The 22,826-nt window shown below is 63.7% G+C and carries 21 protein-coding genes; 9 read left to right on the top strand and 12 right to left on the bottom strand.

What is annotated here, in order from left to right; all coding sequences use genetic code 11:
• Window positions 1-149: 149 nt before the first annotated feature.
• The gene (locus Q0X23_RS02725; protein WP_297858864.1) at window positions 150-944 is read right to left on the bottom strand and encodes a class I SAM-dependent methyltransferase; all 795 of its coding nucleotides are present in this window, start codon (window positions 942-944) and stop codon (window positions 150-152) included.
• 309 nt (window positions 945-1,253) lie between these two features.
• Between Q0X23_RS02725 and Q0X23_RS02730 the strand changes: the two genes are divergently transcribed.
• From Q0X23_RS02730 to perR, 8 genes are all read left to right on the top strand, one after another.
• Window positions 1,254-2,618 carry a PASTA domain-containing protein gene (locus tag Q0X23_RS02730; RefSeq protein ID WP_297858865.1) on the top strand — a complete coding sequence of 455 codons (1,365 nt, stop codon included), beginning with the start codon at window positions 1,254-1,256 and terminating at the stop codon, window positions 2,616-2,618.
• A complete protein-coding gene (locus tag Q0X23_RS02735) occupies window positions 2,563-2,916 on the top strand; it encodes a hypothetical protein (RefSeq protein WP_297858866.1) in 354 nt (117 codons plus the stop codon). Before Q0X23_RS02730 ends, Q0X23_RS02735 begins: the two co-directional genes overlap by 56 nt.
• Window positions 2,913-3,242, top strand: a complete 330-nt coding sequence (locus Q0X23_RS02740; RefSeq protein ID WP_297858867.1) for a YraN family protein — start codon at window positions 2,913-2,915, stop codon at window positions 3,240-3,242. Before Q0X23_RS02735 ends, Q0X23_RS02740 begins: the two co-directional genes overlap by 4 nt.
• 58 nt (window positions 3,243-3,300) lie before the next feature.
• On the top strand, window positions 3,301-5,124 hold the full coding sequence (locus tag Q0X23_RS02745) for a menaquinone biosynthesis decarboxylase (RefSeq protein WP_297858868.1): 1,824 nt from the start codon (window positions 3,301-3,303) through the stop codon (window positions 5,122-5,124).
• A 105-nt stretch (window positions 5,125-5,229) separates the two neighbouring features.
• On the top strand, window positions 5,230-5,658 hold the full coding sequence (locus tag Q0X23_RS02750; RefSeq protein ID WP_297858869.1) for a hypothetical protein: 429 nt from the start codon (window positions 5,230-5,232) through the stop codon (window positions 5,656-5,658).
• A gap of 58 nt (window positions 5,659-5,716) precedes the next feature.
• Window positions 5,717-5,962, top strand: coding sequence for a hypothetical protein (locus Q0X23_RS02755; protein ID WP_297858870.1), 246 nt, complete (start codon window positions 5,717-5,719; stop codon window positions 5,960-5,962).
• A 74-nt stretch (window positions 5,963-6,036) separates the two neighbouring features.
• The gene (gene hemC / locus Q0X23_RS02760) at window positions 6,037-6,930 is read left to right on the top strand and encodes a hydroxymethylbilane synthase (protein ID WP_297858871.1); all 894 of its coding nucleotides are present in this window, start codon (window positions 6,037-6,039) and stop codon (window positions 6,928-6,930) included.
• A 108-nt stretch (window positions 6,931-7,038) separates the two neighbouring features.
• The gene (perR, locus tag Q0X23_RS02765; RefSeq protein ID WP_297858872.1) at window positions 7,039-7,431 is read left to right on the top strand and encodes a manganese-dependent transcriptional regulator PerR; all 393 of its coding nucleotides are present in this window, start codon (window positions 7,039-7,041) and stop codon (window positions 7,429-7,431) included.
• Between the two features lie 2 nt (window positions 7,432-7,433).
• Here the strand turns inward: perR and Q0X23_RS02770 are convergent, their stop codons facing one another.
• The 4 genes from Q0X23_RS02770 to Q0X23_RS02785 form a co-directional block, all read right to left on the bottom strand.
• Window positions 7,434-8,303, bottom strand: coding sequence for an alpha/beta fold hydrolase (locus tag Q0X23_RS02770; RefSeq protein ID WP_297858873.1), 870 nt, complete (start codon window positions 8,301-8,303; stop codon window positions 7,434-7,436).
• 134 nt (window positions 8,304-8,437) lie between these two features.
• Window positions 8,438-9,088, bottom strand: coding sequence for a DUF5639 domain-containing protein (locus tag Q0X23_RS02775; protein ID WP_297858874.1), 651 nt, complete (start codon window positions 9,086-9,088; stop codon window positions 8,438-8,440).
• A 23-nt stretch (window positions 9,089-9,111) separates the two neighbouring features.
• Window positions 9,112-10,638, bottom strand: coding sequence for a carboxylesterase/lipase family protein (locus Q0X23_RS02780; RefSeq protein ID WP_297858875.1), 1,527 nt, complete (start codon window positions 10,636-10,638; stop codon window positions 9,112-9,114).
• A gap of 123 nt (window positions 10,639-10,761) precedes the next feature.
• Window positions 10,762-11,277, bottom strand: a complete 516-nt coding sequence (locus Q0X23_RS02785; protein ID WP_297858876.1) for a bioflim formation protein — start codon at window positions 11,275-11,277, stop codon at window positions 10,762-10,764.
• A gap of 389 nt (window positions 11,278-11,666) precedes the next feature.
• On the opposite strand from Q0X23_RS02785, the gene aceA reads away from it, so the two are divergent.
• Entirely contained in the window at window positions 11,667-12,977 is a 1,311-nt protein-coding gene (aceA, locus tag Q0X23_RS02790; protein ID WP_297858877.1) for an isocitrate lyase, read from the top strand.
• Between the two features lie 624 nt (window positions 12,978-13,601).
• On the opposite strand, the gene Q0X23_RS02795 is transcribed toward aceA, so the two are convergent.
• The 7 genes from Q0X23_RS02795 to Q0X23_RS02825 form a co-directional block, all read right to left on the bottom strand.
• The gene (locus Q0X23_RS02795) at window positions 13,602-15,308 is read right to left on the bottom strand and encodes a DUF294 nucleotidyltransferase-like domain-containing protein (RefSeq protein WP_297858878.1); all 1,707 of its coding nucleotides are present in this window, start codon (window positions 15,306-15,308) and stop codon (window positions 13,602-13,604) included.
• 59 nt (window positions 15,309-15,367) lie between these two features.
• A complete protein-coding gene (locus Q0X23_RS02800) occupies window positions 15,368-16,054 on the bottom strand; it encodes a gamma-glutamyl-gamma-aminobutyrate hydrolase (protein ID WP_297858879.1) in 687 nt (228 codons plus the stop codon).
• Entirely contained in the window at window positions 16,051-17,445 is a 1,395-nt protein-coding gene (locus Q0X23_RS02805; RefSeq protein ID WP_297858880.1) for an aldehyde dehydrogenase family protein, read from the bottom strand. The genes Q0X23_RS02800 and Q0X23_RS02805 overlap by 4 nt, the downstream gene beginning before the upstream one ends.
• Window positions 17,446-17,455: 10 nt before the next feature.
• Window positions 17,456-18,226: a glucose 1-dehydrogenase gene (locus tag Q0X23_RS02810; RefSeq protein ID WP_297858881.1), complete on the bottom strand. Its 771-nt coding sequence runs from the start codon at window positions 18,224-18,226 to the stop codon at window positions 17,456-17,458.
• A 12-nt stretch (window positions 18,227-18,238) separates the two neighbouring features.
• The gene (locus Q0X23_RS02815; RefSeq protein ID WP_297858882.1) at window positions 18,239-19,615 is read right to left on the bottom strand and encodes a glutamine synthetase family protein; all 1,377 of its coding nucleotides are present in this window, start codon (window positions 19,613-19,615) and stop codon (window positions 18,239-18,241) included.
• A 177-nt stretch (window positions 19,616-19,792) separates the two neighbouring features.
• The gene (gene eat / locus Q0X23_RS02820; protein WP_297858883.1) at window positions 19,793-21,250 is read right to left on the bottom strand and encodes an ethanolamine permease; all 1,458 of its coding nucleotides are present in this window, start codon (window positions 21,248-21,250) and stop codon (window positions 19,793-19,795) included.
• 24 nt (window positions 21,251-21,274) lie between these two features.
• On the bottom strand, window positions 21,275-22,729 hold the full coding sequence (locus Q0X23_RS02825) for a PLP-dependent aminotransferase family protein (protein WP_297858884.1): 1,455 nt from the start codon (window positions 22,727-22,729) through the stop codon (window positions 21,275-21,277).
• Between the last annotated feature and the right edge of the window lie 97 nt (window positions 22,730-22,826).

Consider the following 22,826-nt stretch of genomic DNA (forward strand, 5'->3'; position numbering starts at 1 on the left):
CCGCAAACCTTAGCTAAGTGCGCTTTAGACAGCCGGTGTTGCAAAAAATTGCTTGCAAGCAGGCAACCTGGCCGGGTATTAGGCCCCCACCTGACCTCCCCCGTTGGGGGAGGAAGGAGAGGTTTTACTATAAGCACCGGCCCTGCAAGCTAGGGCATCCGCGTGCTACGAACTACAAATTTCCAGTGAATGGGATACTCTACATCGGGGTCGGGGTAGGTTGCCGCCACCCACTGGCTGAGTTCGGCCACCGAAGGCCTGAAAACCTCCTCTGGGACTTCCCAGGTAAAGGAGTAGATGCGCTCTAAAAGCATTTCCAGGCTGGTACGAGGGCTGCGCATCTCCACCCAGTCGGCCACTGTTTTGGCTTTGGGCTCGAGGCCAAGCCGGATCAATGCTTTTTCCACCTCGGCCAGGCGGGCCTGGTGACGACCCCGCACCAGGGTATAACCCAGACCGGCCAGGATTTCTTTCCACTTTTGCTGGATGCGCCAGTCTTCGCTTTCGTCGTCGGATTGATCCCAGCCCTCAAACAAAAAACCACCCGGACGCAGCACCCGCAAGCTCTCCTGCAGGGCTTGCTGCCAGTTGTCGAGCAGGTGCCAGAAGTGCACCGCCACAACCGCATGAAGACTATCTCGCTCAAAAGGTAGCTCGCGGGCGTCGGCTTCGATTAAGCGGGCCTTGCGGGCCACGCCGGCCACTTTTTGCCGCAGGACCTCGAGCATGGCTGGGTTGTCATCCAGGGCGATGTAGCGATACCCCCGGGCAATGATGGGCACCGCAATACGACCTGTGCCGGCCCCAATTTCCAAAAACAAGGGGTCTCGGAATAACTTCTCTACGGGAGCCGTGAGCGCCGTAGCGATGCGCCCGGAGACCTCGGGCGGATGATACCGCGTCCGGTCGTAGGTAAAGGCTACCCGACTAAAATGAGAAGTCATGCTCGGTTTTATGATAGCAACGGCAGGTCAAATTGCAAATAATACCGCGAAGTTGTCGATCAAAGTGTGAAGTCGGGGCTTAGCTTTTCCAGGAAAGCTTTATCGCAAGCCAAAAATACTTTATTAATGTGCAGCACAGCAAAAGTTGGCTTTGGAGATTGCTGCAGGCAAAGCCGTAACGCGCTGGATTGGGTATCGAAGCCTAAAATACCAAAGTATCTGAGGCAAAAAGGCACAAAGCAAGCCTTCAAAATTTCTCTACTTCCTCCATTCACAAAGCCCTTCCTGCGATCTGTATAATCGCTTGTGGTGTCGCTACTGGACGATAAGTTCACCATTCTGAGCGAAGAGCTCCCGCAGGGCTTTTTGCGCCCCTATCAGGTGCAGACCCCGGAGGGGCTCAGGGGACAGTTGTATTGGTTTGAAGTGCATACCCCCGAGGCCCGCACAGCCTTCCACCGCTACAAGAACGCCATTCGGAGGCTCGAGGCCCAGGGCTATTTGCCTAAAGGGGTGTTGGTTTCGGCCAATCCGGGGCGCTACTATGTGTTCTGGCCCGAGCAGCCCCGCGCAACCCCCAAGGCCCGGCGGCTCAAGCCCCTTTTGGAAGTCCTCGAGCCTTTTGGCTACCAGGAAGCCGACCTCGAGGCCACCGAGGAAAGCGGGCGGCCCCTGGTCGGGAAGCTACGCCCCCAGGTTGCCCCGACCCCCAGGGGTTCGAGTCGCCCCGACCTGAACCCTGCGCTTCCAGCTCTCCCTGCCGAACCCCTCCCCACCCCACCCCCTGCGCCCCACGAACCCCCCACCAAGGCCGAGATGCCCCCCAAACCCAGCCCCACCCCCCATACCCCCAAAGAAGCCAGGCCCCGACGGTCGCAGCGCACCTATCGCTGGAACTGGCCCGGCTGGCTGCCAGGTCTCTTGATGCTGGCCCTGGGCGGCGTAGCGCTCTGGCAAGCGGCCAACAGCTACCTGAACCCACCCGCGTACGTGTTGCCCGATCTGGTAGGCAAAACCCCCCGACAGGCCCTCGAGGCCGTGCGCACCTATGGCCTCAAGGTGGAGTTTGCCGAGGGGAGCGATGTCTCGCTGCCCAAAGACCAGATTCTTGAACAGACCCCCGACCCCGGCACCCGCGTGAAGCCCGGGCGCAGGCTCGAGTTGGTCATCAACAAACCCCGCTTTGGCAACGTCCCCACCGTGAGTGGACGCTCCCTGGAGGATGCCCGCCAGGCCCTCGAGGCCTCCGGCTACCGGGTGGCGGGCATCACCCGCATCGCCTCCGGCGACACCGCCGACACCGTTCTCTCCAGCATTCCCCGCGAGGGCCAGCCCCTTCGCCCCGGCCAGGGGGTGCGCTTGCTGGTCTCCACCGGAACCCGCCCTTCGGTGCGCGAGACCCTGCTGCCCGACCTGAGTGGTCTGACCGAGGAGGAGGCCCGCTACATCCTGACGGTGGCCGAACTCCAGGCCCAGGTGGTGCGGGTGGCCTCCGGGGCACCCGAGGGGCTGGTAATTGGCCAGGAGCCCGGCCCCGGCGTGGTGCTACCCCGCGAGACCGTGGTACGGGTGTTGGTGGCCGCCCAACCTGTGGCTACCCTGCCCAAAGCCTCCCCCTTTGCGCCACCCCGCCTGGCCGCCCCCCCCGCCCCCCGAACCCACCCCCACCCCTGAGCCCATCCCCTCCCCTGAGCCCACCCCCGAGCCCACCAACCCCGACGTAAACCAACCCACCCCACCCCCCGTACCCGCCGGGCCGCAAGAACGCCGGGTCAATGTGAGCTACACCTTGCCGGAAAACATCCCCAGTGCGGTGGTGGTGATTACGGTGCAGGACGAGGTGCTGGTCAATACGGTGTTTGAAGGGCCGGTGCAGCAGCCCTGGAGCTTTAGCCAGGAGATCGTGGTGCGGGGAACGGCGGTGCTGCGGGTGGTGGTCAACGGAGAGCAGGTGCTGGAAAGCCCGCTATGAAAGGGGCCTGGGCCGAAGCGCTGGCCCGCAAGCATCTGCTGGCCAGGGGGTATGTCCTGCTGGGGCAAAATAAGCGCACCCCCTTTGGTGAAATTGACCTCTGGATGCAGGATGGCCCCACCTATGTGGCCATCGAGGTCAAGCAGCGCCGCAACAGTGCCTTTGGGACGCCCCTCGAGGCCCTCACCCCCTCCAAGTACGAGCGCATCTACAAATCTGTACTTTACCTACTGGGCCGCGACGATGTGCCGGTACGGCTGGAAGCAGTCTTGGTCTACGGAACACCCCGGCAGTTTCGCCTCGAGCACCTGTCTTTAGAACCTTGAGCCGCAGTTGAAAGCTGCTTCCATATTGCCCCTGTGCGCATCGGCTATCCTGAAATGGATGTACAAGAACCTTCAGGCATTCATCCAAGACCTAGATCGCCAGGGCGAACTCCTACGCATCCAGGAGCCAGTTTCCTGCGAACTGGAAATCACCGAAATCGCCGACCGCATGGTCAAATCCGGCGGGCCGGCTTTGCTCTTCGAAAACGTACAAGGCCGCGATTTTCCGGTCTTTATCGGGGGTTTTGGTACGGCGGAGCGCACCGCGCGGGCCATGGGGGTAAAGCGCCTGGACGACCTGGCCGAGCGGGTCGCCCGCTTGATGAACCTGAACCCCGGCAAGGGCGGCCTCAAGGCGGCTTTTGCCCTGCTGCCCAAGCTGCGTGAGCTGAAGGGCTTTTTCCCCAAAAAAGTGCGCGGCGGCCCGGTGCAGGAGGTAGTCTGGCAGGGCGAACAGGTAGACCTGTCCAGAATTCCCATCCTCAAGTGCTGGCCCCTGGACGGCGGCCCCTACATCACCTTGCCGCTGGTGATTAGCAAAGACCCCGAAACGGGCGAGTTGAACCTGGGCATGTACCGCATGCAGGTGCTGGACAAACAAAGCACCGCCATGCACTGGCAACTGCATAAGGTGGGGCGGCGGCACTACGACAAGGCCAAAAAGCTGGGGAAGCGGCTCGAGGTCGCCGTTGCCCTGGGGGGCGACCCCATCCTGACCTACGCCGCCACTGCCCCGGTGCCGCCCATTCCGGGCGTGAACGAGTTCAACCTGGCCGGGTTTTTGCGTGGGCAGCCGGTGGAGCTCACCCGTGGCATCACGGTAGACCTGCCCGTGCCCGCCGAGGCCGAGTTTGTGCTCGAGGGCTACATAGACCCCGCTGAAGACCTGGTCGTCGAGGGGCCTTTTGGCGACCACACCGGCTTTTACACCCTGGAAGACTTCTACCCCCGCTTTCACCTGACCGCCATCACCCACCGCAAGAAAGCCATCTACCCCGCAACCATCGTGGGCCGCCCCCCCATGGAAGATGCCTATCTGATCGAGGCTTCCGAGCGGCTCTTCCTGCCCGCCGCCCAGCTCATCCTGCCGGAAATTGCCGACTACCACATGCCCCCCGCCGGGGTGGCCCACAACTGGGTCAACGTGAGCATCGAAAAACGCTACCCCGGCCAGGGCTACAAGGTGGCCAACGGCCTCTTTGGGCTGGGCCAGATGATGTTTGCCAAGGTGATGGTGGTGCTGGACGCAGGCGCCCCGCTCAAAGGCCCCGAGGCCCTGCAGCACGCCCTGCAGCACGCCGTGCCGGGCCGCGATACCCTGGTCTCGAGGGGCCCCATCGATGTGCTCGACCACTCTTCGCGGGCTATGGGCTATGGGGGCAAGCTGATTATCGACGGCACGGCCAAGCTGGAAGAAGAAGGCGGCCCCCTCCCCTTCACTCCCAGGGCCCACCCCAGCCTGCCGGGCATTCCGGGGGTGCGCCAGAAGCAACTGCCCGGTATCTGGATGGCTACGCTGGAGAAAACCCGTCCCTACCAGGCCCGGGAAATCGCCGAGCATCTGCTGGTTGCCCCTCAGAGCGCGGGCATCCGCCTGGTGCTCATCACCGATAGCGACACCCAGCTGGACTTCGACGAGGTGATGTGGGCGGTTCTCAACAACATTGACCCCGAGCGCGACGCCTGGGTGATGTCCGGGGTGGAGGGGCCGGTGCTGGTGCTGGATGGCACCCGCAAGCTGGCCGAGGAGGGCTTTACCCGCCGCTGGCCGCCCAAAATCGCGATGTCACCCGAAATTGTGCGGCGCGTGGATGAGCGCTGGAAGGCGCTGGGGCTACCGGCCCTGCCACCCAAAGACACCGGCGTAGTTACCAGGTTCTGATGCCAGTCTCTGGTAGATGCAACTTTGCTCAGGGCAAAAAAAATAAAGCGTTGCCAGCATGTCAAATAACCCGGATTCCCGCCAGCGAGAGGCTAACCTCGTTGTATGAGAGTACTTCTCCTTTCCTGGTTGCTTCTGCTGGGGGCCCCCGCCCTGGCCCAAACCTTGGTCGAGGTCACCACCGTTGCTGCCACTGCCTCCACCCTCGATGCCAATGTGCGGTTTCCTTCCGGTTCCTTCCGGGCCGGGCGCGGCAGCGAGGCCATTGTGGCCCGGATTCCCGATGCCGGGCGCTTCAACCTGGAGGTCTATGCGGCCCGGGGCCTGGCGGCTCGCCTGCAGGCCGGTTTTGTGCAGCAGATTCTGACCGGCTTCGCGGTGGCGGGTTATTTTATGGAGAACCAGCAGGAAACCCAGGTCGCGGGCGAAATTCGCACCCGCTACGACCTTAAGGACAGCGCAGGCATGGCAGCCATTCTGTTTGTGGTGCGAAAAGGCGACGAGCTGGCGTATGCCTTTGGCAAAGCTCGCTAAAGCTCAGGGCCGAAGCGGACAACAAGGGGGTTGGAGGGTGGGATAAACTGTAGGGAGCATGAGTGCGCCCTTGCGCTGGTCGGCACTCGAGGCCCGGCTGCCCCTGCACGAGCTGCCGGCTTTTCACCGGGCTTTCTTGCGCCAACACCGCCCGGAACTGAACCCCGATACCCTGCCGCTGCGGCGGGTGCAGCAGTACGTGAGCCAGACGCTGCATGCGCTGGCGAAGGAAGGGAAAGCCCGGCGGGTAGGCGACGACTTCGAACTCGAGGCCGAGCTTATCCCTCCTCCCTACCGAGAGTAGGGCCCACACCTGGACTGATCGAGCAAGCGCCTCGCACTTCACAATCGGTCATTTCCGGCTAATATATTGGCGTTATGCGCGTTATCGTAATCGGGGCCAGGGCTAGCCTGTTGGCCCAAGCCCAGACCCGCTGGGTGATGGAACGCCTGAAGGAAAACTGGCCCGAGACCGAGTTCAAAATACGCACCGTGCAGTCCAAAAACGCCTCCGAGAGCAGCGCAGCGGAGGCTCTGCGGCAGGCTTTGGGGAAGAGGGAAGTAGACATTGCGGTGTACTCGCTCAAACATCTGCCCACCCAGGAAGTGCCCGGAATTCATCTGGTAGCGGTAACCAAGCGGGTAGAGCCCCGCGAGGCCTTGGTAGGACGCAGCGCCAAGCGGCTGGAGGAACTGCCCAAAGGAGCGGTGGTGGGGGTTAATAGCCTGCGGCGTAAAGCCCAGCTGCTGGCCTTTCGCTCCGACCTGAGTATCCGCGACCTCGAGGGCGACGTGGACGACCGCCTGAGCGCACTGGGAACCGGCGAGTACGACGCCGTAATTATCGGCGCAGCCAGCCTGCTGCGACTGGATTTGCGTAACCGCATTGACCAGCTCATAGACCCCGAGATTCTGCTGCCTGCGCCCGGGCAGGGGGCTTTGGGCCTCGAGGTGCGCTTGGGCGACGACTGGGCCGAGGAGCTGGCCTACAGCCTGAACCACCGGGCCTCCTATGCACGGGTCAGCGCTGAGCGAGCCTTCCTGCGGGCCCTGGGCGCGGGCGACGAGTGCGCCGCGGGGGCGCTGGCAACCCTGGAAGCCGACGATACCCTGGTCTTGCAGGGGGTGGTGGCTTCGCCCGATGGCCGCGAACTCATCCGGGCCGAAATCGAGGGCGATGCCGAGGAGGCTGCCGAGTTGGGCCGCGACCTGGCCCAGGACTTGCTGGCCGAGGGCGGGCGGGAGCTGTTGGGTGCGGTACAGGCCCGCTGAACCCGGTGTGATTTGCCCACCACCCTACTTTCTGGTAGCGGTTTTGCGATAAACTTGAGATAATCAGTCGGGATTATTTATTCCGGCTTACTACCCTTTAGGGCGACCATGAGCATGAAACGTCTGACCAAGCAGCGCAGGGCCGTACTCGAGGTGGTTCGCAGTGCCAAGGGCCACCACCCCGATGCTGCTTGGGTATATGCAGAAGTCCGTAAGCTGGTGCCTAGCATTAGCCTGGGCACGGTGTACCGCACCCTGGATACGCTTATCGAAGAAGGTTACCTCGTGCCCCTATCCCGCCCGGGGGAGGCCCTGCGCTACGAGGCCAACCCGGACGGCCACCTGCACATGGTCTGCCGCAAGTGCAACCGGTTCTTTGACATCGTGCAGCCCCTGCCCGACCTGCTGAGCGAGGTCAAGGCCCGGTATCCAGGCTACGAGATTGAGGACGTGCAGGTCGAGTACCACGGCATCTGCCCCGAGTGCCGGGCCCAGGGGTAGTTCTACTGCAAAATCAAGCGCACGAGCTCCAAAGGTTTTTCCTGTTGTGGCAGGTGCCCGCAACCCGGAATGACGTGCAGTTCGGCGCCGGGAATCCAGCTTGCCAGGGTTCGGCCCGCCTCAACAGGTATTACAAAGTCCCGCTCACCCCACACAATCAGGGTGGGGGTGGTGAGCTGGCCCAGCTTGGCCGGGCGGGGGTGGCCCAGCAGCCCCTCCACAGCCATCCAGCGAAAAGTCGAGAAATAGGCCCGCCGCTGATCATCGCTCCAGACCCGATCCCACACCCGTTCCCGCAAAAACTGGCGGTCTTCGGGGGGCAGGGCATCCAGATCGCCGTAATAGGGCCGCAGGCTTTCATAGGCAGCATCCTGTGAAGCCCGGAAGCTGTTGTAGATTTTTTCACCCTGGCCCGGAATCAAAAACATCACCTGAACCTTACCCAGTTTGCTTCGCACCGGGGGGCCATCCACCAGCACCAGCCGGGCCGCCAGGTCGGGGCGGCGCATAGCCACCCGCAGGGCCACAGCAGCCCCCATCGAGTTCCCCACCAGCACCGCTTGGGGAATTTTCAGGTGCTCCAGAAGCGTCGCCACCGTATCGGCAAAAAAGTTGAGCGTATAGGCTCGTTTGGGGTGGTCGGAACGGCCAAAGCCCGGCAGGTCGAGGGCCACCACCCGACCCTGCCCCGCAAGAAGCGGAAAAACCTTTTGCCAGCTATCGGCTTCGTCGCCCAGGCCGTGAATGAGCAGGAAGGTGGGCCCCTGAGACGACGCAACCCCCGAATCGTAGAGGTGCAAGCCGACCCCATGGGCCGCCACTTTGCGCTGGTAGGGTTTCAGATGGTCGGGAACGGCAAATTTGGGTTTCATAAACTCCTGATGGTGGGTTTGTGGGCCCTTTGGTTTCCCTGCAACCGTCACAGGTCGCAGGCCAAAAAGTTGTCGAGGGTCGAGGGTTTCATGGTTCGTAAGCCATCCACACGCTCAAGTTTTGATTCCCCTGCTCAAATGGCTTCTACCAGGCGCTTATAGGCTTCGGGCATGGGGGGCCTGGTGCCTCCATCGGCCCAGCTAAAGCGCAGGTCTATCAGGTGGCCGGGGCCCACACCTATCCCGTTGGGAAACAGAGGGGTGTAATCCAGCGTGCCCCGGACTTCCTCGCCGCCAAAGGTTTGCGCGAGGCGCTCGACCTCGAGCGGATACCCAAAATGGTAGGCGCAGGTATGAGCCAGCGCCTGCCACAAAAAGCGCGGCTTGTGGGGGGGTTCGGCCAGTTCCCCCTTGCGGCGCAAGAGCACCGAAGCCCGGCCCGGACGCAGCCGTAGGGTGGCTTCCAACACATCGCCCAGCACCCCAAAGCTCCCCACAAAGGGCCGCACCAGGTCGTAGCCTTGCACGTTCTTCACCGTGAGACCTCCGGCCTGGATGGTATGGCCCCTGGGCGACCTGAACTTGAGCCCCAGCACCTCGCTCCCCACAAAAAAAGTCTGGGCGAAGCCGCCTCGTTTGAGCAGGCCATCCAACCCCCCCGGTAGCTCCACCGGGGGGAACGGCGGGAAAAGCCCCTCGGGCAGGGCCTCCCAGACTTCCAAAAGCCGGGTGTCGCCCGTGGCGACGAGGTACTGGTCGGCAGCAGAGACCTTCAGAACCGGCATGTCTTTATGCTATTCGCCCCGGCCTAGCGGAACAACCCACAGCGCAGGGGGTAAGGGTCGGGAATCAGGCCAGGCTGGTCGGCAAAGCCCATCGCATAACCACTTTTGGTCTCGGGCCAGCCCTGCAAATAAGGCTCACCGGTGCGGGCAAAGTGCAGCCACTGGGTCTGGAGCGCCCGGGCCAGGGGCCGGGAACTGTCCAGCGCCTCTGCGGTCAGGAACAAGGCCAGCGAGGGCCAGCTGGTCTCGGTGCCAAAGAGCAAGGGCAGCTCGATGCCATGAAAACTCCCCAAGAAATCCAGCACCGGCGACGTCCAGGTCACCAAATAGCTATAGACGGGGGCGTGGCGGGCCTGGGCGGCCCCGGCGGCCAGCGTGGGGCAAAGCAGGATGCGGTCGGTCTGGAAGTAGGCCCAGGCCTCGGCAGGAGAAGCGTAGCGGTTCTGGTAGAGCTGCCGCGCTGGTATGCCCTGTCCTGGCAGCTTGGCCTCGACCCGCTCGGCAAACCCGGCCCAGTCGGAGGGGCCTGCCAGGCGCTCCCCCCAGGTCTCCTGCGCGGTGGCCCCCACAATGAGGGGTATGCCCTCGGCCACGCCCTCGCGTAACGCCTGGAGGGGTATCTTGTTCAGCCAAACCCCGTCCAGATGGGGCTTCCAGGGCACCTCGGCGAACTCCCCGGCCTCGACCCGCTGCAACAGCGTCCCAATGCTGCGGTCTTCGGGGGGAAAGAGGCGCTCGAGCGGAATCCGGCGCAGACAGGCCAGGTCGTTCGCACTGCACCCCCCCTGGGCGGCCCACCGAGCGCCCCAAGCAAAGCCCTGCTCGAGGGTTCGCACATACGCACACCCACCCGACTGAATAATGGCCTTGTGAAAAAGCCCCCTGGCGCTGGGGGTTGCCATCAGCGTGCAAACCGCCATCCCCCCCGCCGACTGCCCAAAGAGGGTCACGTTGTGGGGGTTACCCCCAAAAGCGGCGATATTCCGCTGAACCCAGCGCAGGGCCTCGAGCATATCCAAAAGCCCATAGTTACCGGTGGAGCCGCGGGGGTCTTCAGCTTGCAGCGCAGGCAAGGCCAGCCAGCCCAGCGAGCCCAGCCGGTAGTTGAAACCCACCACCACCGCCCCCTGTGCGGCCAGAGCGGTGCCGTCGTAGAGCGGTTCTGCCCAGCTTCCGCCGGTGTAGCTCCCCCCATGCACCCAGACCATCACCGGATAGCCCTCCGGTGGGGGCGGCGCCAGGGGCGTCCAGACCCCCAGGTTCAGGCAGTCTTCGCTTTGTGGAGGGATATAGCCGCCCAGCCGGGTGGTAAAAACCCCACGCTGCGGACAGGCCGGGCCCGGCGCATTAGCATTGAAGACCCCCTCCAGGCGCAGTACCGGCTCCGGGGCCTTCCAGCGCTCGGCCTGCGCGTAAGGAATACCGAGGAAATAGGCCACCTGGGCTTTGGGGTTGAGGCCCCCCTGCAAACGCCCCTGCGGCGTGAGCACCCACACCGGGTGCCCATACGCCACGCCCAGCACAACCACTAGTGCCCAGATGCCGCGCATGGGGGTATTGTGCCGCAAGGTTAGATTTTGAGCTATAAGCGAAAGCTCAAAAAGGCCAGGGTGTGGCTCGTAGCTCTTTGGATATTGGCTATCGATGATGGGCTGTTAACCATCGCCCAGGACTTACCACAGGTAAAGCAGCGCAATTTTGAAAGGATAGCGGTCGGAGATGCCCACCTCGAGGGCCACCGGGTCGAGGTAGAGCCGCCCCCCCAGGCCATAGGCCAGGTTGAAGCCCCCCTCGAGGCCCAGCCCCACATAGCCCGAGATGGCCCCACCGGGAATCTCGAGGCTGGCCACCGGCCCCAGATGGAAGCCAAACAGGCTGCCCGCGGTGTTGAAGCTCAGGTCAACGCCCAGGCCCGCCGAGAGCGAGAGATCGGCCACCGTCAGGGCCGGTAGCAGGTTGGCCTTGAACAGGGCCCAGACCTCCACATTGTCGAAGCTGGTGGGTACGATGACCTCCACATCCAGCCCGGTGTCGATGCCCAGCGGGCTGAAGGGCAGGCCCAGGCTCCCCTGCACCATCAGTCCGCGCCCCACCCCAAACCCCACCCCCACGGTGTTTTCAGGGTAGGCCGGGGCCTGGGCAAGGGCGAAACCAACCACCAAGGTCAGCAAGGCGAAGAGTCGCTTCATGGTTCCTCCAAAATCTGCCTCATCATAACAGGCCCTCGTCAGAGAACCAGTGCCCAGCGCTACGGGGTGTGGTGGCCCGTTCTGTTTCGGCTTTCCGCCTGCTCAGCGCGTACAGGGCCTGGCCGCATGGTGCTGTCAGGTACGGCTCGAGGTTGCTTTGCGCGCCTACAAAGCTCAGGGTCAGGTTCTCGCCCAGAATGCAGTTGTGGTTGACGGGGCAAAATCTGCATGTTGGCGAGACTGCTTCGACTGGCTATCTACACTTGTGTGTAATATTTTTTGGGTGTACTGATATAACCAGTACACGATTTTGCGGGTGTCGCTTATCAAGATATACACACATCGAAATTCTGCTGTCCAAGCCATACTCAAAAAAAGGAGGAACTGCCATGTCCAAACTGACCCCTGAGATGAAACTGGAAGCCGAGAAGCTCCGTCGTGAGTGGGAAACCAGCCCCCGCTGGAAAGGCATAAAGCGCGACTATACCGCCGAGGATGTGGTGCGCCTGCGCCCCAGCATTCTGCCCGAGCAGACCTTAGCCAAGGTGGGGGCCGAGCGGCTGTGGGAGCTTTTGCACACCCGCCCCTACGTGAACACCTTTGGAGCCTACACCGGCGCCCAGGCCGTGCAGATGGTGAAGGCCGGCCTCGAGGCCATCTACCTTTCGGGCTGGCAGGTGGCCGCCGACGCCAACCTGGGGGCCCAGACCTACCCCGACCAGTCGCTCTACCCGGCCAACTCGGTTCCGGCGGTGGTCAAGCGCATCAACAATGCCCTGCAACGGGCCGACCAGATTGAGCGCTCCGAGGGCGCGCCCCCGCCAGGCGCGGGCGGGCGCTACTGGTACGCCCCCATCGTGGCCGATGCCGAGGCCGGGTTTGGTGGCCCCCTCAACGCCTTCGAGCTGATGAAGGGCATGATCGAAGCCGGCGCTGCCGGGGTGCACTGGGAAGACCAGCTCAGTAGCGAGAAGAAGTGTGGCCACCTGGGGGGCAAGGTGCTCATTCCCACCTCGCAGCACATCCGCACCCTCAACGCCGCCCGGCTGGCCGCCGATGTCGCAGGCGTACCCAGCGTAATCATCTGCCGCACCGACGCCGAAGCCGCTACCCTCTTAACCAGTGACATTGACGAGCGTGACAGACCCTTTGTGAAAGAGGGCGAGCGCACCCCCGAGGGCTTTTACCGGATTCGCAACGGCCTCGAGGCCTGCATCACCCGCAGTCTGGCCTACGCCCCCTATGCCGACCTCCTCTGGATGGAGACCAGCACCCCCGACCTGGAAGTAGCCCGCAAGTTTGCCGAGGCCATACACCGCGAGTTCCCCGACAAGATGCTGGCCTACAACTGCTCGCCCAGCTTCAACTGGAAGAAAAACCTCGACGACGAGACCATCGCCAAGTTCCAGCGTGAGCTAGGGGCCATGGGCTACAAGTTCCAGTTCATCACCCTGGCCGGCTGGCACAACCTCAACTACCGCACTTTCGAGCTGGCCAAGGGCTACAAGGAACGCGGCATGAGCGCTTTTGTGGAGCTGCAGCAGCTCGAGTTCGCCGCCGAAAAAGACGGCTTCACCGCCGTCAAGCACCAGCGCGAGGTGGGGGCGGGCTACTTCGACGAGGTGCTGATGGCCATCACCGCCGGACAGGCCTCTACTGCGGCCCTGGTGGGCTCGACCGAGGAAGCACAGTTCCATTGATCGCTGATTAGCAAATTGCCCATACCTGTAATCAACACTCGCCGTTGCTGGCGGGTGTTTTTACTTTTGTGGGTACCGTCTACCCATAGCATTTCCGATCTTTAAGGGCGGTTTCAGGAAATAATACCAACTTTACTTGGACAGTTAGCTTTGAGGGTCGTCCCAAGCCCCCTCATCCGGCGACACCCCAGGTTCAGTCAAGCGTGTTCCTATTGCTGTTTGTAAATAGCGCTGTCGGGGTGTCGCCACCTTCTCCCTCCGGGGAGAAGGCAAGGGGTTCATGTGGATTTGGTATAAGACCGGATTCAAAAAGATAATCATCCAAACCAAAGATCCCCAGAGGCTATCTTTTTGAATCCTAGAGCACTAGAGCACACCCCTCCCGAACGGTCGGCAAAGAAAGCGTCCCCCTTCCAAGGGGCAGTATCGCCCTCCGCTACGCGGATAACTTCCAAGGGGCGGTATCGCCCTCCGCTACGCGGATAACTTCGGTCGGGTTGACTCGCTGCCGAACGCTTAACGAATCAACCGAATCTGGTATCACTTTGCAGTAAAGCGGGCGGTAACACCATCACTCGGGAGGCAGTTTACCTCCTCATCACCCTTGGAAGAACCAGGGGCAGCCTATAAGGTTTGCAGCCGAAATCGCGCCGCCAAAGCCTGCTGGGCCTGGCGGATACGCCAGAAGACCTGCCGCAGCATCTGCTGCTCGCGGGGGCTAAGGGCTTCCTGGGCCACGCGGTTGGCGGGGAGCTGACCCCGTCCTAAAGCAGCGAGCTGATGCTTCAGGCGCAGGTGGGCAAGGAACAAAAAGGCCTCGCTCAGGTCTTCGGCTTCTTCCCTAGGAAGCAGCCGGGCCTCGGCGGCGGCCCGCAGGCGCTCCGGGGTGGGGCGGGCCAAAGAGCCGGCCTCGAGGCCATACACCCGGGCCAGTGCCACGATGGCCGCCAGGCCCCCTTTCTTCAGGTTGATCTGCCCCGCTTCCCAGTGGATGCGGCCTAAGAAGCCCAAGGGCGGAGCAAAGGCCAGGGCCGAGCGGGCCAGGGCGGTGAGGAAAGCGCGGTTTTTGCCGGCCTGGCGCAGGTAACCGTGCAAAGGCTCCGGCGAAAGCCCCCCGGCAATCGAGCGGAAATCGAGAAACACCTGGGCCTCCAGGAGGCCCTCGCCTTCAGGGTTTTCCAACCACAGCCGGAAGCGGGCCGCCCACTCGGGCAGGGCGTAGCACCACCGATCGGCCATGAAGCCCCCTGGGCAGGGGGGGAACCCAGCCTCCAAAAGCCCCTCGAGCACGGCCTGGGCCAGGGCCTGGAAGTAGGGCCGGGCCGAGGGGTTTTGGAAGAGCAGGGCGTTGTCCTGATCTGTGAGCAGGGCCTGCTCGGTGCGGCCCTCTGAGCCCAGGGCCAGCCAGGCGTAGGGGCCGGGGGGCGGGCCCTGGCGGGCCTCGGCCCTTTGGAGCAAGCTGCGGGTCAGGGCATCGTTCAACAGGCTCACCTGGCGGGTGATGGCCGGCACCGCGAAGCCCGCAGCGAACATCTGTCGCACGATGGCCTCGAGCTGCCTCCGGTAGTCCTGGAGCAGGCCTAGGTCGTCTTCGTGGGCCAGCCGCCGCAGCAGGGCCAGGGGGGTCTGGAGCCAGCGGCGCAGGAAGGCCCGGTCGGTTAGGAGGCCTACGACCTGGCTTCCCTCGAGGAGGGGCAGGTGGTGGATGCCCTGCTGCTCCATAAAGGCCAGGGCTTCGTAGAGGGGGGTGCTTTGGGGCAGGGTTTTGGCCGGGGCGCTGGCCACCCGCAGGGCCGGGGTGGAGGGGGGGAGCTCCTCGGCCAGCACCCGGTTGCGCAGGTCGCGGTCGGTGAGAATGGCCAGGCCCTCTGGGGTCTGTAGGAGCAAGGCGCTCACCCCGCGCTCGCGCAAGCGCCGGGCGGCCTGGGCCACGCTGGCCCCCTCCTCGAGCCACACCGCCGCCTCCGCCGCCTCGCCTGCCGGTTGCCCCAGGTCGGGCAGGCTCAAAGCGGAGGGCTGGAATAGCCTGAGCCGCTCGGCTAGCCGGGCGCTAAAGAAGAGGGCAAAGGAAGGCCTTTCCAGGAGGCGGTGGAAGGCTTCCTTAGCGAGGAGCAAGCACGCCGCCTGGCCCTCAGCCCGCACGGTAAGGCTGGGGGGCTGCTGGCCCAGAAGGGAGGGGTAGCCGAAGGCCTCGCCGGGCTCGAGCCAGGCCACGGTCTGTCCATCCTGTTCCAGGCGCACCTCGCCCCGAAAGACCACATAAAGCCCTTCGGCCTCGGGCTGGGCAGGGGAAAGGATCACTGCGCCCGGCTCAAAGTGCAGGAGACGCAAGGCCCCCTCGAGACCCGCCCAGTCGGCCTCGCTTAAGGCATCGAAGGGGGGGTACTGCTTCAGGAAGCGAGAAAATTCCGAATCCAGCCCGCCACCTCCCTCGCGGTGGGCTCCAGGGCAAAGCTGGCCCTGGCCTCGGTGTAGCGGGCCTCGCCCACCCGCTCGCGCCGCTGTTCCAAAAGGGCCTGGGCAAACGCAACGGGAAACTCGGGGTGGGGCTGCATCCCCAGCACGTTCTCCCCTACTTGAATAATAGCGTGGGGGCTGAATTCGCTTCCCCCCAGCACCAAAGCTCCCGGCGGAAGCACGGTGATCTGATCCTGGCAGGAGAGAATGAGCCGGAGTTCCTTGAGCGCAGGCTCCATCCAGGGGGCCTGCCGGTAGATTGCGAACCGATGCACCCCCACCCCCCAGCCCAGGGGCCAGCGCTCTACCTTGCCCCCCAGGGCCTGGCCGATCATCTGGTGACCAAAGCAGACCCCCACCAGCCGGCTGGACGAGGCCGCCACCGCCCGCACGAAGTCCTCCAAGGGGGGGATCCAGGGCAGAGGGTCGTAGACCGAGGCTCGAGAGCCTGTAATCAGGTAGCCCTCAAAGTCTTCGATCTGGGCCGGATACTGCCCCGTTCGCACGTCGAAAGGGGTGAGGGGCAGGCCCAAAAGCCGCTCGAACATGGCGGGGTAGTCACCCGCCATGCCCTCCAGGCCTGGCGGAGGGTCGTCGCAGACCAGCACAGCCAGCGTCATAGCCTACGCAGATGATACGACTTGGGCCGGGTGAGCTGCTCGTAGCCCAGCACGGAGAGCGAGCAGCCCCGCCCGGACTCCTTGACCCCCGTCCAGGCCAGGGCGGGATCCAGGTAGTCGCAGCGGTTGAGGAAGACGGTACCGGTCTCTATGGCCTCTCCAAGTGCCAGCGCGGCCCCTTCGTCCTGGCTCCAGATCGAGGCGGTGAGGCCGTAGGGGGAGTCGTTCATAAGCGCCAGGGCTTCCGCATCGCTTTTTACCGGCATTATGCCCACCACCGGGCCAAAACTCTCTTCCCGCATCACTCGCATCCCGTGGTGCACGTTCACCAGCACCTGGGGGGCCAGGTAGGGCGTGCCCGGCGCGTCGGCGGGAAAGTGACGGGGGTCTATGAGGGCTTTAGCCCCCTGGGCTACTGCCTCGGCTATCTGGCCCCGCACGAACTCGGCGGCCTCGGTGCGCACCATGGGGCCCAGGGTGGTCTCGGGGTCTAAGGGGTTGCCCAGCCTGAGCTTCAGGGTCTCGGCCACAAAGGCCTCCACGAAAGGCTCGTAGAGGCTCTCATGCACGTAGATGCGCTCCACCCCGCAGCAGGACTGGCCCGAGTTGAACATGGCCCCGTCCACCAGGTTCACCGCGCTATACTCGAGGTCGGCATCTGAGCGCACATAGGCCGGGTCCTTTCCCCCCAGCTCCAGGGCCACCCCCTTGAAGTGCCCCGCTGCGGCCCGCTCTACCGCCCGCCCCCCAGCCACCGAGCCGGTAAAGGCCACGAAGGCCACCCGTGGGTCGGCAATGGCCTGGGCCACCAGGTCGTGACCCATATGCAGGTACTGGAAGACCCCCCCAGGTAAGCCGGCCTCCTGCAAGGCCCAGGCGTAGCGCTCAGCCACCAGGGGGGTCTGGGCCGAGTGCTTGAGCACCACCGCGTTTCCGGCCAGGAGGGCGGGCACGATGGTGTTGACCGAGGTCAGGTAGGGGTAGTTCCAGGGGGCCAGCACCAGCACCAACCCCAAAGGCTCCCGCCGGATGAAGCGCGTAAAGCCCGGCAGTTCCTCCACCGGAACGTCCTTCAGGGCTGCCGGGGCGATGCGGGTCATGTAGCGGGCCCGCTCGGCAAAGCCCCCGGTGATCTCCTTGGGACTATAGCGGATGGGGCGGCCCATCTGCCAGGTAAGCTCTTGGGCCACCTCCTCCACCGCCCCAAGCATCACCTCCACCATTCGGGCTACGATGCGCATTCGTTCTTCCAGGGAGGTTTTGGCCCAGGCTTTCTGGGCCTGGGCGGCACGGGCCAGGGCGGCCTCGAGCTCATCTGGCCCGGCCAGATCCCGCTCGGCATAGACCCGCCCATCCACCGGGCTGATGGTTTTTTGAATGGTCTTGGTCACTTCTGCACTCCTACTCCGGTGTGACATAGGCCGCAGTAATACCCCCATCCACCAGCAAGGCTGCCCCGGTCATGAAGGAAGAAGACGGGCTGGCCAAAAACAAGGCGGCCTGGGCGATTTCGGTGGCCTGGCCGAAACGGCCCATGGGGATGTGCACCAGGCGGCGCTGGCGCTTTTCCGGGGTGTCCAGGTACTTCATCAAGAGCTCGGTCTGCAGGGGCCCTGGGCACAGCGCATTGACCCTTATGTTCTCCCGGGCGTGAATCACCGCCAGCTCGCGGGTCATGGAGAGCACCGCCCCCTTGCTCGCGGTGTAGGCCAGTTGGGGGGTGGCAGCCCCCAGGAAGGCCACAAAGGAGGCGGTGTTGATGACCACGCCCCCCCCGGCGCGGCGCAAGGCGGGGATGCCGTACTTGCAGCCCAAAAAGACCCCCTTCACGTTCACGGCAAAGGTCACATCCCATACGGCCTCGCTGGTGTGGATGGCATCGTCGTCCTCGGCGTGGGAGATGCCGGCGTTGTTGAAGAGGATGTCGAGTTGCCCAAAAGCATGCTCGGCTTCCTGTACCATGCGCTCAGCATCGGCGGTCTTGGAGACATCGGCCTGCACGAAGTGGGCCTCGCCTCCGGCGCTCCGAATGGCTTGGACGGTTCCCCGGCCCTTCTCGGAAACGTCTACCGCCACCACCTTGGCCCCCTCGCGGGCAAAGAGCAGGGCCGCCTCGAGGCCAATCCCGCTGGCGGCGCCGGTAATCAGGGCCACCTTGTTCGCAAGTTGCATGCTATACCTCCCTCAAATGCGCTCGAAGTACCGCTTGCGCTCCCAGTCGGTCACGGCCCGGTTAAAGGCCTGCCACTCGGTGCGGAAGAAGTGGGTGTAGTGCTCGTGGACGGCCTCGCCCAGTACCCCTTTGGCAAAGGCACTATGGGCAAAACCCTCCACCGCCTCGCCCAGGGTGTGGGGCACCCGCGGCAGGTGGCGGGCCTGGTAGATGTCGCCCTGGAAGATGGCGGGTGGGGTTAGGTTTTGCTCGAGGCCCGCGAGCCCCGAGGCCAGGGCTGCGGCCAGGGCCAGGTAGGGGTTCAAATCGGCCCCGCCGATGCGGCACTCGATGCGCAGCGAACTACCGTGCCCTACCACGCGGAACCCGGCGGTACGGTTATCGTAGCTCCAGGCCAGCCGGGTGGGGGCCCAGGAGCCGTCCTCGTAGCGCTTGTAAGCGTTCACCGTTGGAGCGTAGAAAGGCATCAGGTCGGGTACGTGGGCAATCCAGCCCGCCAGGAACTGCCCGAAAACTGTAGACCCCTGAACCGGCCCGTAGCTTTCCTCTCCCGCAAAGGCGTTCTGCCCGTCCTTCCACAGCGAAAGGTGGATGTGGCAGGAAGACCCCGCCTGGCCGTGGTGGGGCTTGGCCATGAAGGTTACCGAGAGACCCATGCTGTCGGCAATTTCCTTGAGGCACTGTTTGAACAGAACGTGCCGGTCGGCCATTTCCAGGGCCTCGGCGTAGCGCACATTTACCTCGTGCTGCCCCAGGCCCCACTCCCCCTTAGAGTTCTCCACCGGGATCCCCGAGGCTTTGAGATGGCGCCGCGCCGCTGCGGTGAAGGGCTCCTCCCGGGTGCCCTGCAGCAGGTGGTAGTCCTCCAGGTAGTAGCCGGCGGGCTCGAGCCCCGCGTAGCCCTGCCGGTGGGCCGCAGCGTAAGCGACCCGGTACAAGTAGTACTCCAGCTCCGAAGCCGCCATCACCGTGTAACCGAGGGCTTTGGCCCGCTTTAGCTGCCGCCTCAGGAGGGTGCGGGGGGCTACCTCCACGAGCCGGTGGGTGCGCTCGTCTTCCAAGTCGCAGAGGACGATGGCGCTTTTCTCGAGCCAGCTTGCAGGCCGCAGGGTAGAGAGGTCGGGCACCAGGTGAAAGTCGCCATAGCCCAGCTCCCAGTTGGCAAAGCGGTAGCCCTGCACCGGCTCCATCTCCATGTCGGTAGTAAGCAGGTAGTCGCAGCCGTGGGTGCCGTGCAGGGCTACCTGCTCCACAAAGAACTCGGCCTCGAAACGCTTGCCCATGAGCCGCCCGTAGTGGTCGGGAAAGGCCACCAGCACGGTCTCGATCTCGCCCGCATTTACCTTTTGCGCCAGCCAGTTGAGTTTTTCTTCGGCGCTATGCGCCATTCATAACCTCCTTGCGTTCCCAGTCCTGCACCAAAGCCACATCGGCAGCGGGTGGGCTTCTTCGCAGTACAAAGCGTGCGCGTCTGCTATCGGGGCCCCCACGGTAAGCGACAACGCTTACAAGGGCTCATCGCTTAACGGGGCGTTGTCGCCCGACAAACTTACCGTGGGATGAGCCTAGCGAATCTCCCGCTGTGCCTCGGCAATGAGGGCGGCCTCCTCCTCGGGGGCCTGGGCCACCAGGCGGAAGCGGCTGTAGAACCAGTAGTAGGCCATCATCAGCACCACAAAGACGGCAGTACCCACCACGCCGGGGCGGTAGCTCTCCACCGCGAAGGTAGCCGCCAAGCAGACCAGGGCCAGAATGGCCCCCACCCAGGCCCCCGCCACACCCAAGGGGCTCTTGTAGGGCCTGGGCAGGTCGGGGCGGGCGCGGGCCAGGCGAATGTAAGCAAACATCACCATGGCATAAGAGATCACCGCACCAAAAACGGCCATGTTCAAAAGCGCGGCCCCCACGCTATCGGAGAAAGTGCTGATGAGCACGCACATCAAGAAGCCCACCACCGCGCCCAGCACCAGGGCGTAGTGCGGGGTGTGGTAGCGGCTCACAATAGAAAGCCCGGTAGGCAGGTAGCCGGCCCGTGAAAGGGCAAAGATGAGCCGCCCATAGGCGTAGATGATGGCGTGGAAGCTGGCCACCAGGCCGGTGATGGCAATAAGTGTCAGGAAGGTGCTGGTCGCCGCATCGCCAAACACCGCCTTGAAGCCCAGCTCCAAAGGTGCGCCGGACTCCCCGACCTCCTTGGCGCCGGCGACCCCAGTGTTGAGGATGAGGGTGAGCACCGAGAGCACCAGCAGGGTAATGATGCCCAGGATGAGCGCCCGGGGCATGTCGCGCACCACATCGTGCGACTCCTCGGCAGCCAGAGGAAGCTGCTCGATGGCCAGATAGAACCAGATGGCAAAGGGTAGGGCTGCAAAAACCCCGTACCAGCCAAAGGGGAGGAAGCTCGAGCCCCCCTCCGCAGGGGCAATGTTGAAGACCTTATCCCAGCTAAACGCCCCGGAGAGACCCGCAGCTACGTAGAAAAAGACCAGCACTGCGAGCGCCAGCAAAGTCACGATCAGCGAGATCCGGAGGGTGAGGGCCGTACCCCGAATGTTGATGCCCACGAACAGGGCATAAAAGGCCGCCCACCAGATCCAGGCCGGCACCCCAGGAATAAGGGCGTTCATGTACCCCGCAATGCCCACCACAATCACGGCCGGGGTAATCACATACTCGATGAGATCGGTGACCCCGTTCAGGTAGGCCCAGTTGGGCCCAAAGGCGTTGCGGGTAAAGGAGTAAAAGCCCCCGGCGTGGGGCAGCGCGGTGGAGAGTTCGGCGATGGAGAGCACCATGGTCACGTACATCACTGCCACCACGAGGGTGGCCAGCAAAAGCCCCCCAAAGCCGCCTGCGGCCAGCCCGAAGTTCCAGCCGAAGAAGTCGCCCGAGATAACCGCCCCCACCCCCAGGCCCCATAAAAGCACCCAGCCCGCGCTCTTGCGCAAGCGCCGCTTTTCCAGATAGGTGTTGTCTACATCCACGTAGTGCGCCCCGCGCACCTCTTTGGGTTTGTTTTCCATTGAGCTACCTCCCACCAGCTCGCTTCATGTCTGTGTGTGTGTAACCCGCGCACGGATCAGTTTTGCCAGTTCTTTCACCCCCTCTTCCAGGCCCTCTGCGGCCTGGGCCCCAAAGCACAGCCGCACGTGCATGGTTTCGTCGGCCTGTACCAAAAAAGCCTCGCCGGGGGTGATGGCCACCCCCTGGGCTAAGGCCTGGTGGTGCAGCTCGAGGTTGGAAAAAAGCCGGGGCAGGTTCACCCAGCAGGAGAACCCCCCCTCGGGACGGCTCCAGTGCACCCCTGGGGGCATATAGCGGCTTAGAGCCTGCAAAAGCACATCCCGGCGCTTTTGATAGATGGGGAGCACCTGCTTGAGGTGCTGCTTCAGGCCTCCCTGCCGTATGAACTGGGCTGTAGCCCGCTGCAAGAGAGGCGGAGGGCCGGTGATGTCGGAGACGTTGTGCAAAGAGGTAAAGCGCTCGAGCAAGGGCGGTGGAGCCACCAGATAACCAATGCGCAGACCCGGCATCAGCACCTTGGAGAGGCTGGCCAGGTGCACCACCTGGGCCTTCAGGCCGGTTCGCTGGGCCAGGGCATAGAGGGGGATGGGGGGGGTTTTCTCATAGCTCAAGAAGCCCAGGGTATCGTCTTCTACCAGGGTGAAGCCGTAGGTTTGGGAAAGCTCGAGCATCCGCTGCAGTTTCGACTCGCCGAAGCGCAGCCCGGTGGGGTTATGGTAGCTGGGAATGGTGTAGTAAAAGCGCGGGCGGTGGCGCTTCAGCAGGGCCTCGAGCACCTCCAGCCGGGGGCCTTCGGGGTCGAGCGGTACCGGCAGGGGTTTGAGGCGAAACTGCTTGAGGATGCCCAGGAGGCCCAAATAGGTGGGTTCCTCCAGGAGCACCTCCTCACCCGGTTCGGCCAGGGCCCGGCAGACCAGGGCCAGCCCTTGCAGCCCCCCCACAGTAACCAGCACCTCGCTGGGGTCGGCCCCGATACCCCGCTGCTCGAGCAGCTCGCCGAGGGCCACCCTAAGCTCGGGCTCACCCATCACCGAGCCGTAGCCAAAAACCTCCCGGGCCAAAGGCTTCAGGCTCTCCAGACAGGCCCAAAAAGACAGGTAGGGAAACAAAGTGGGGTCGGCAGTGGCCAGGGCCAGGTTGTGCAGGACTTTGGCCTGTTGCAAGCGGTGCAGGTCGGAGAGCACCGAGTCGGGCTCGAGCCGCTCGCTGAAGCTGGGCTGAGCGGTGGGCTGGGCCTGTGGGCTCACAAACGTACCCCGTCCCACCACCGACTCGATAAGCCCATCGGCCTGAAGCTCGCGGTAAGCGTTGTGGATGGTGAGGCGGGTGGTGCCTACTTCGCGGGCCAGGGCCCGTACTGTGGGCAGGCGGGTACCGGGGGGCAGCTCGCCCTTGGCAATGCGGGTGCGAAACTCCTCGGCAATGTGGCGGTATAAAGCTATATGTTTGTCATACCGCAGCTTGACCCGCACCCCCATGCGTCCTCCATTTGGATGGAGGGCATTATATGCACAAGGCTTGGATGGGAGGAAGGTACAAGTTGATGGATTGTGCTAGGACAATCGGAAAGTTCCC

This window comes from Meiothermus sp. (assembly GCF_026004115.1).
GTDB lineage: Bacteria > Deinococcota > Deinococci > Deinococcales > Thermaceae > Meiothermus.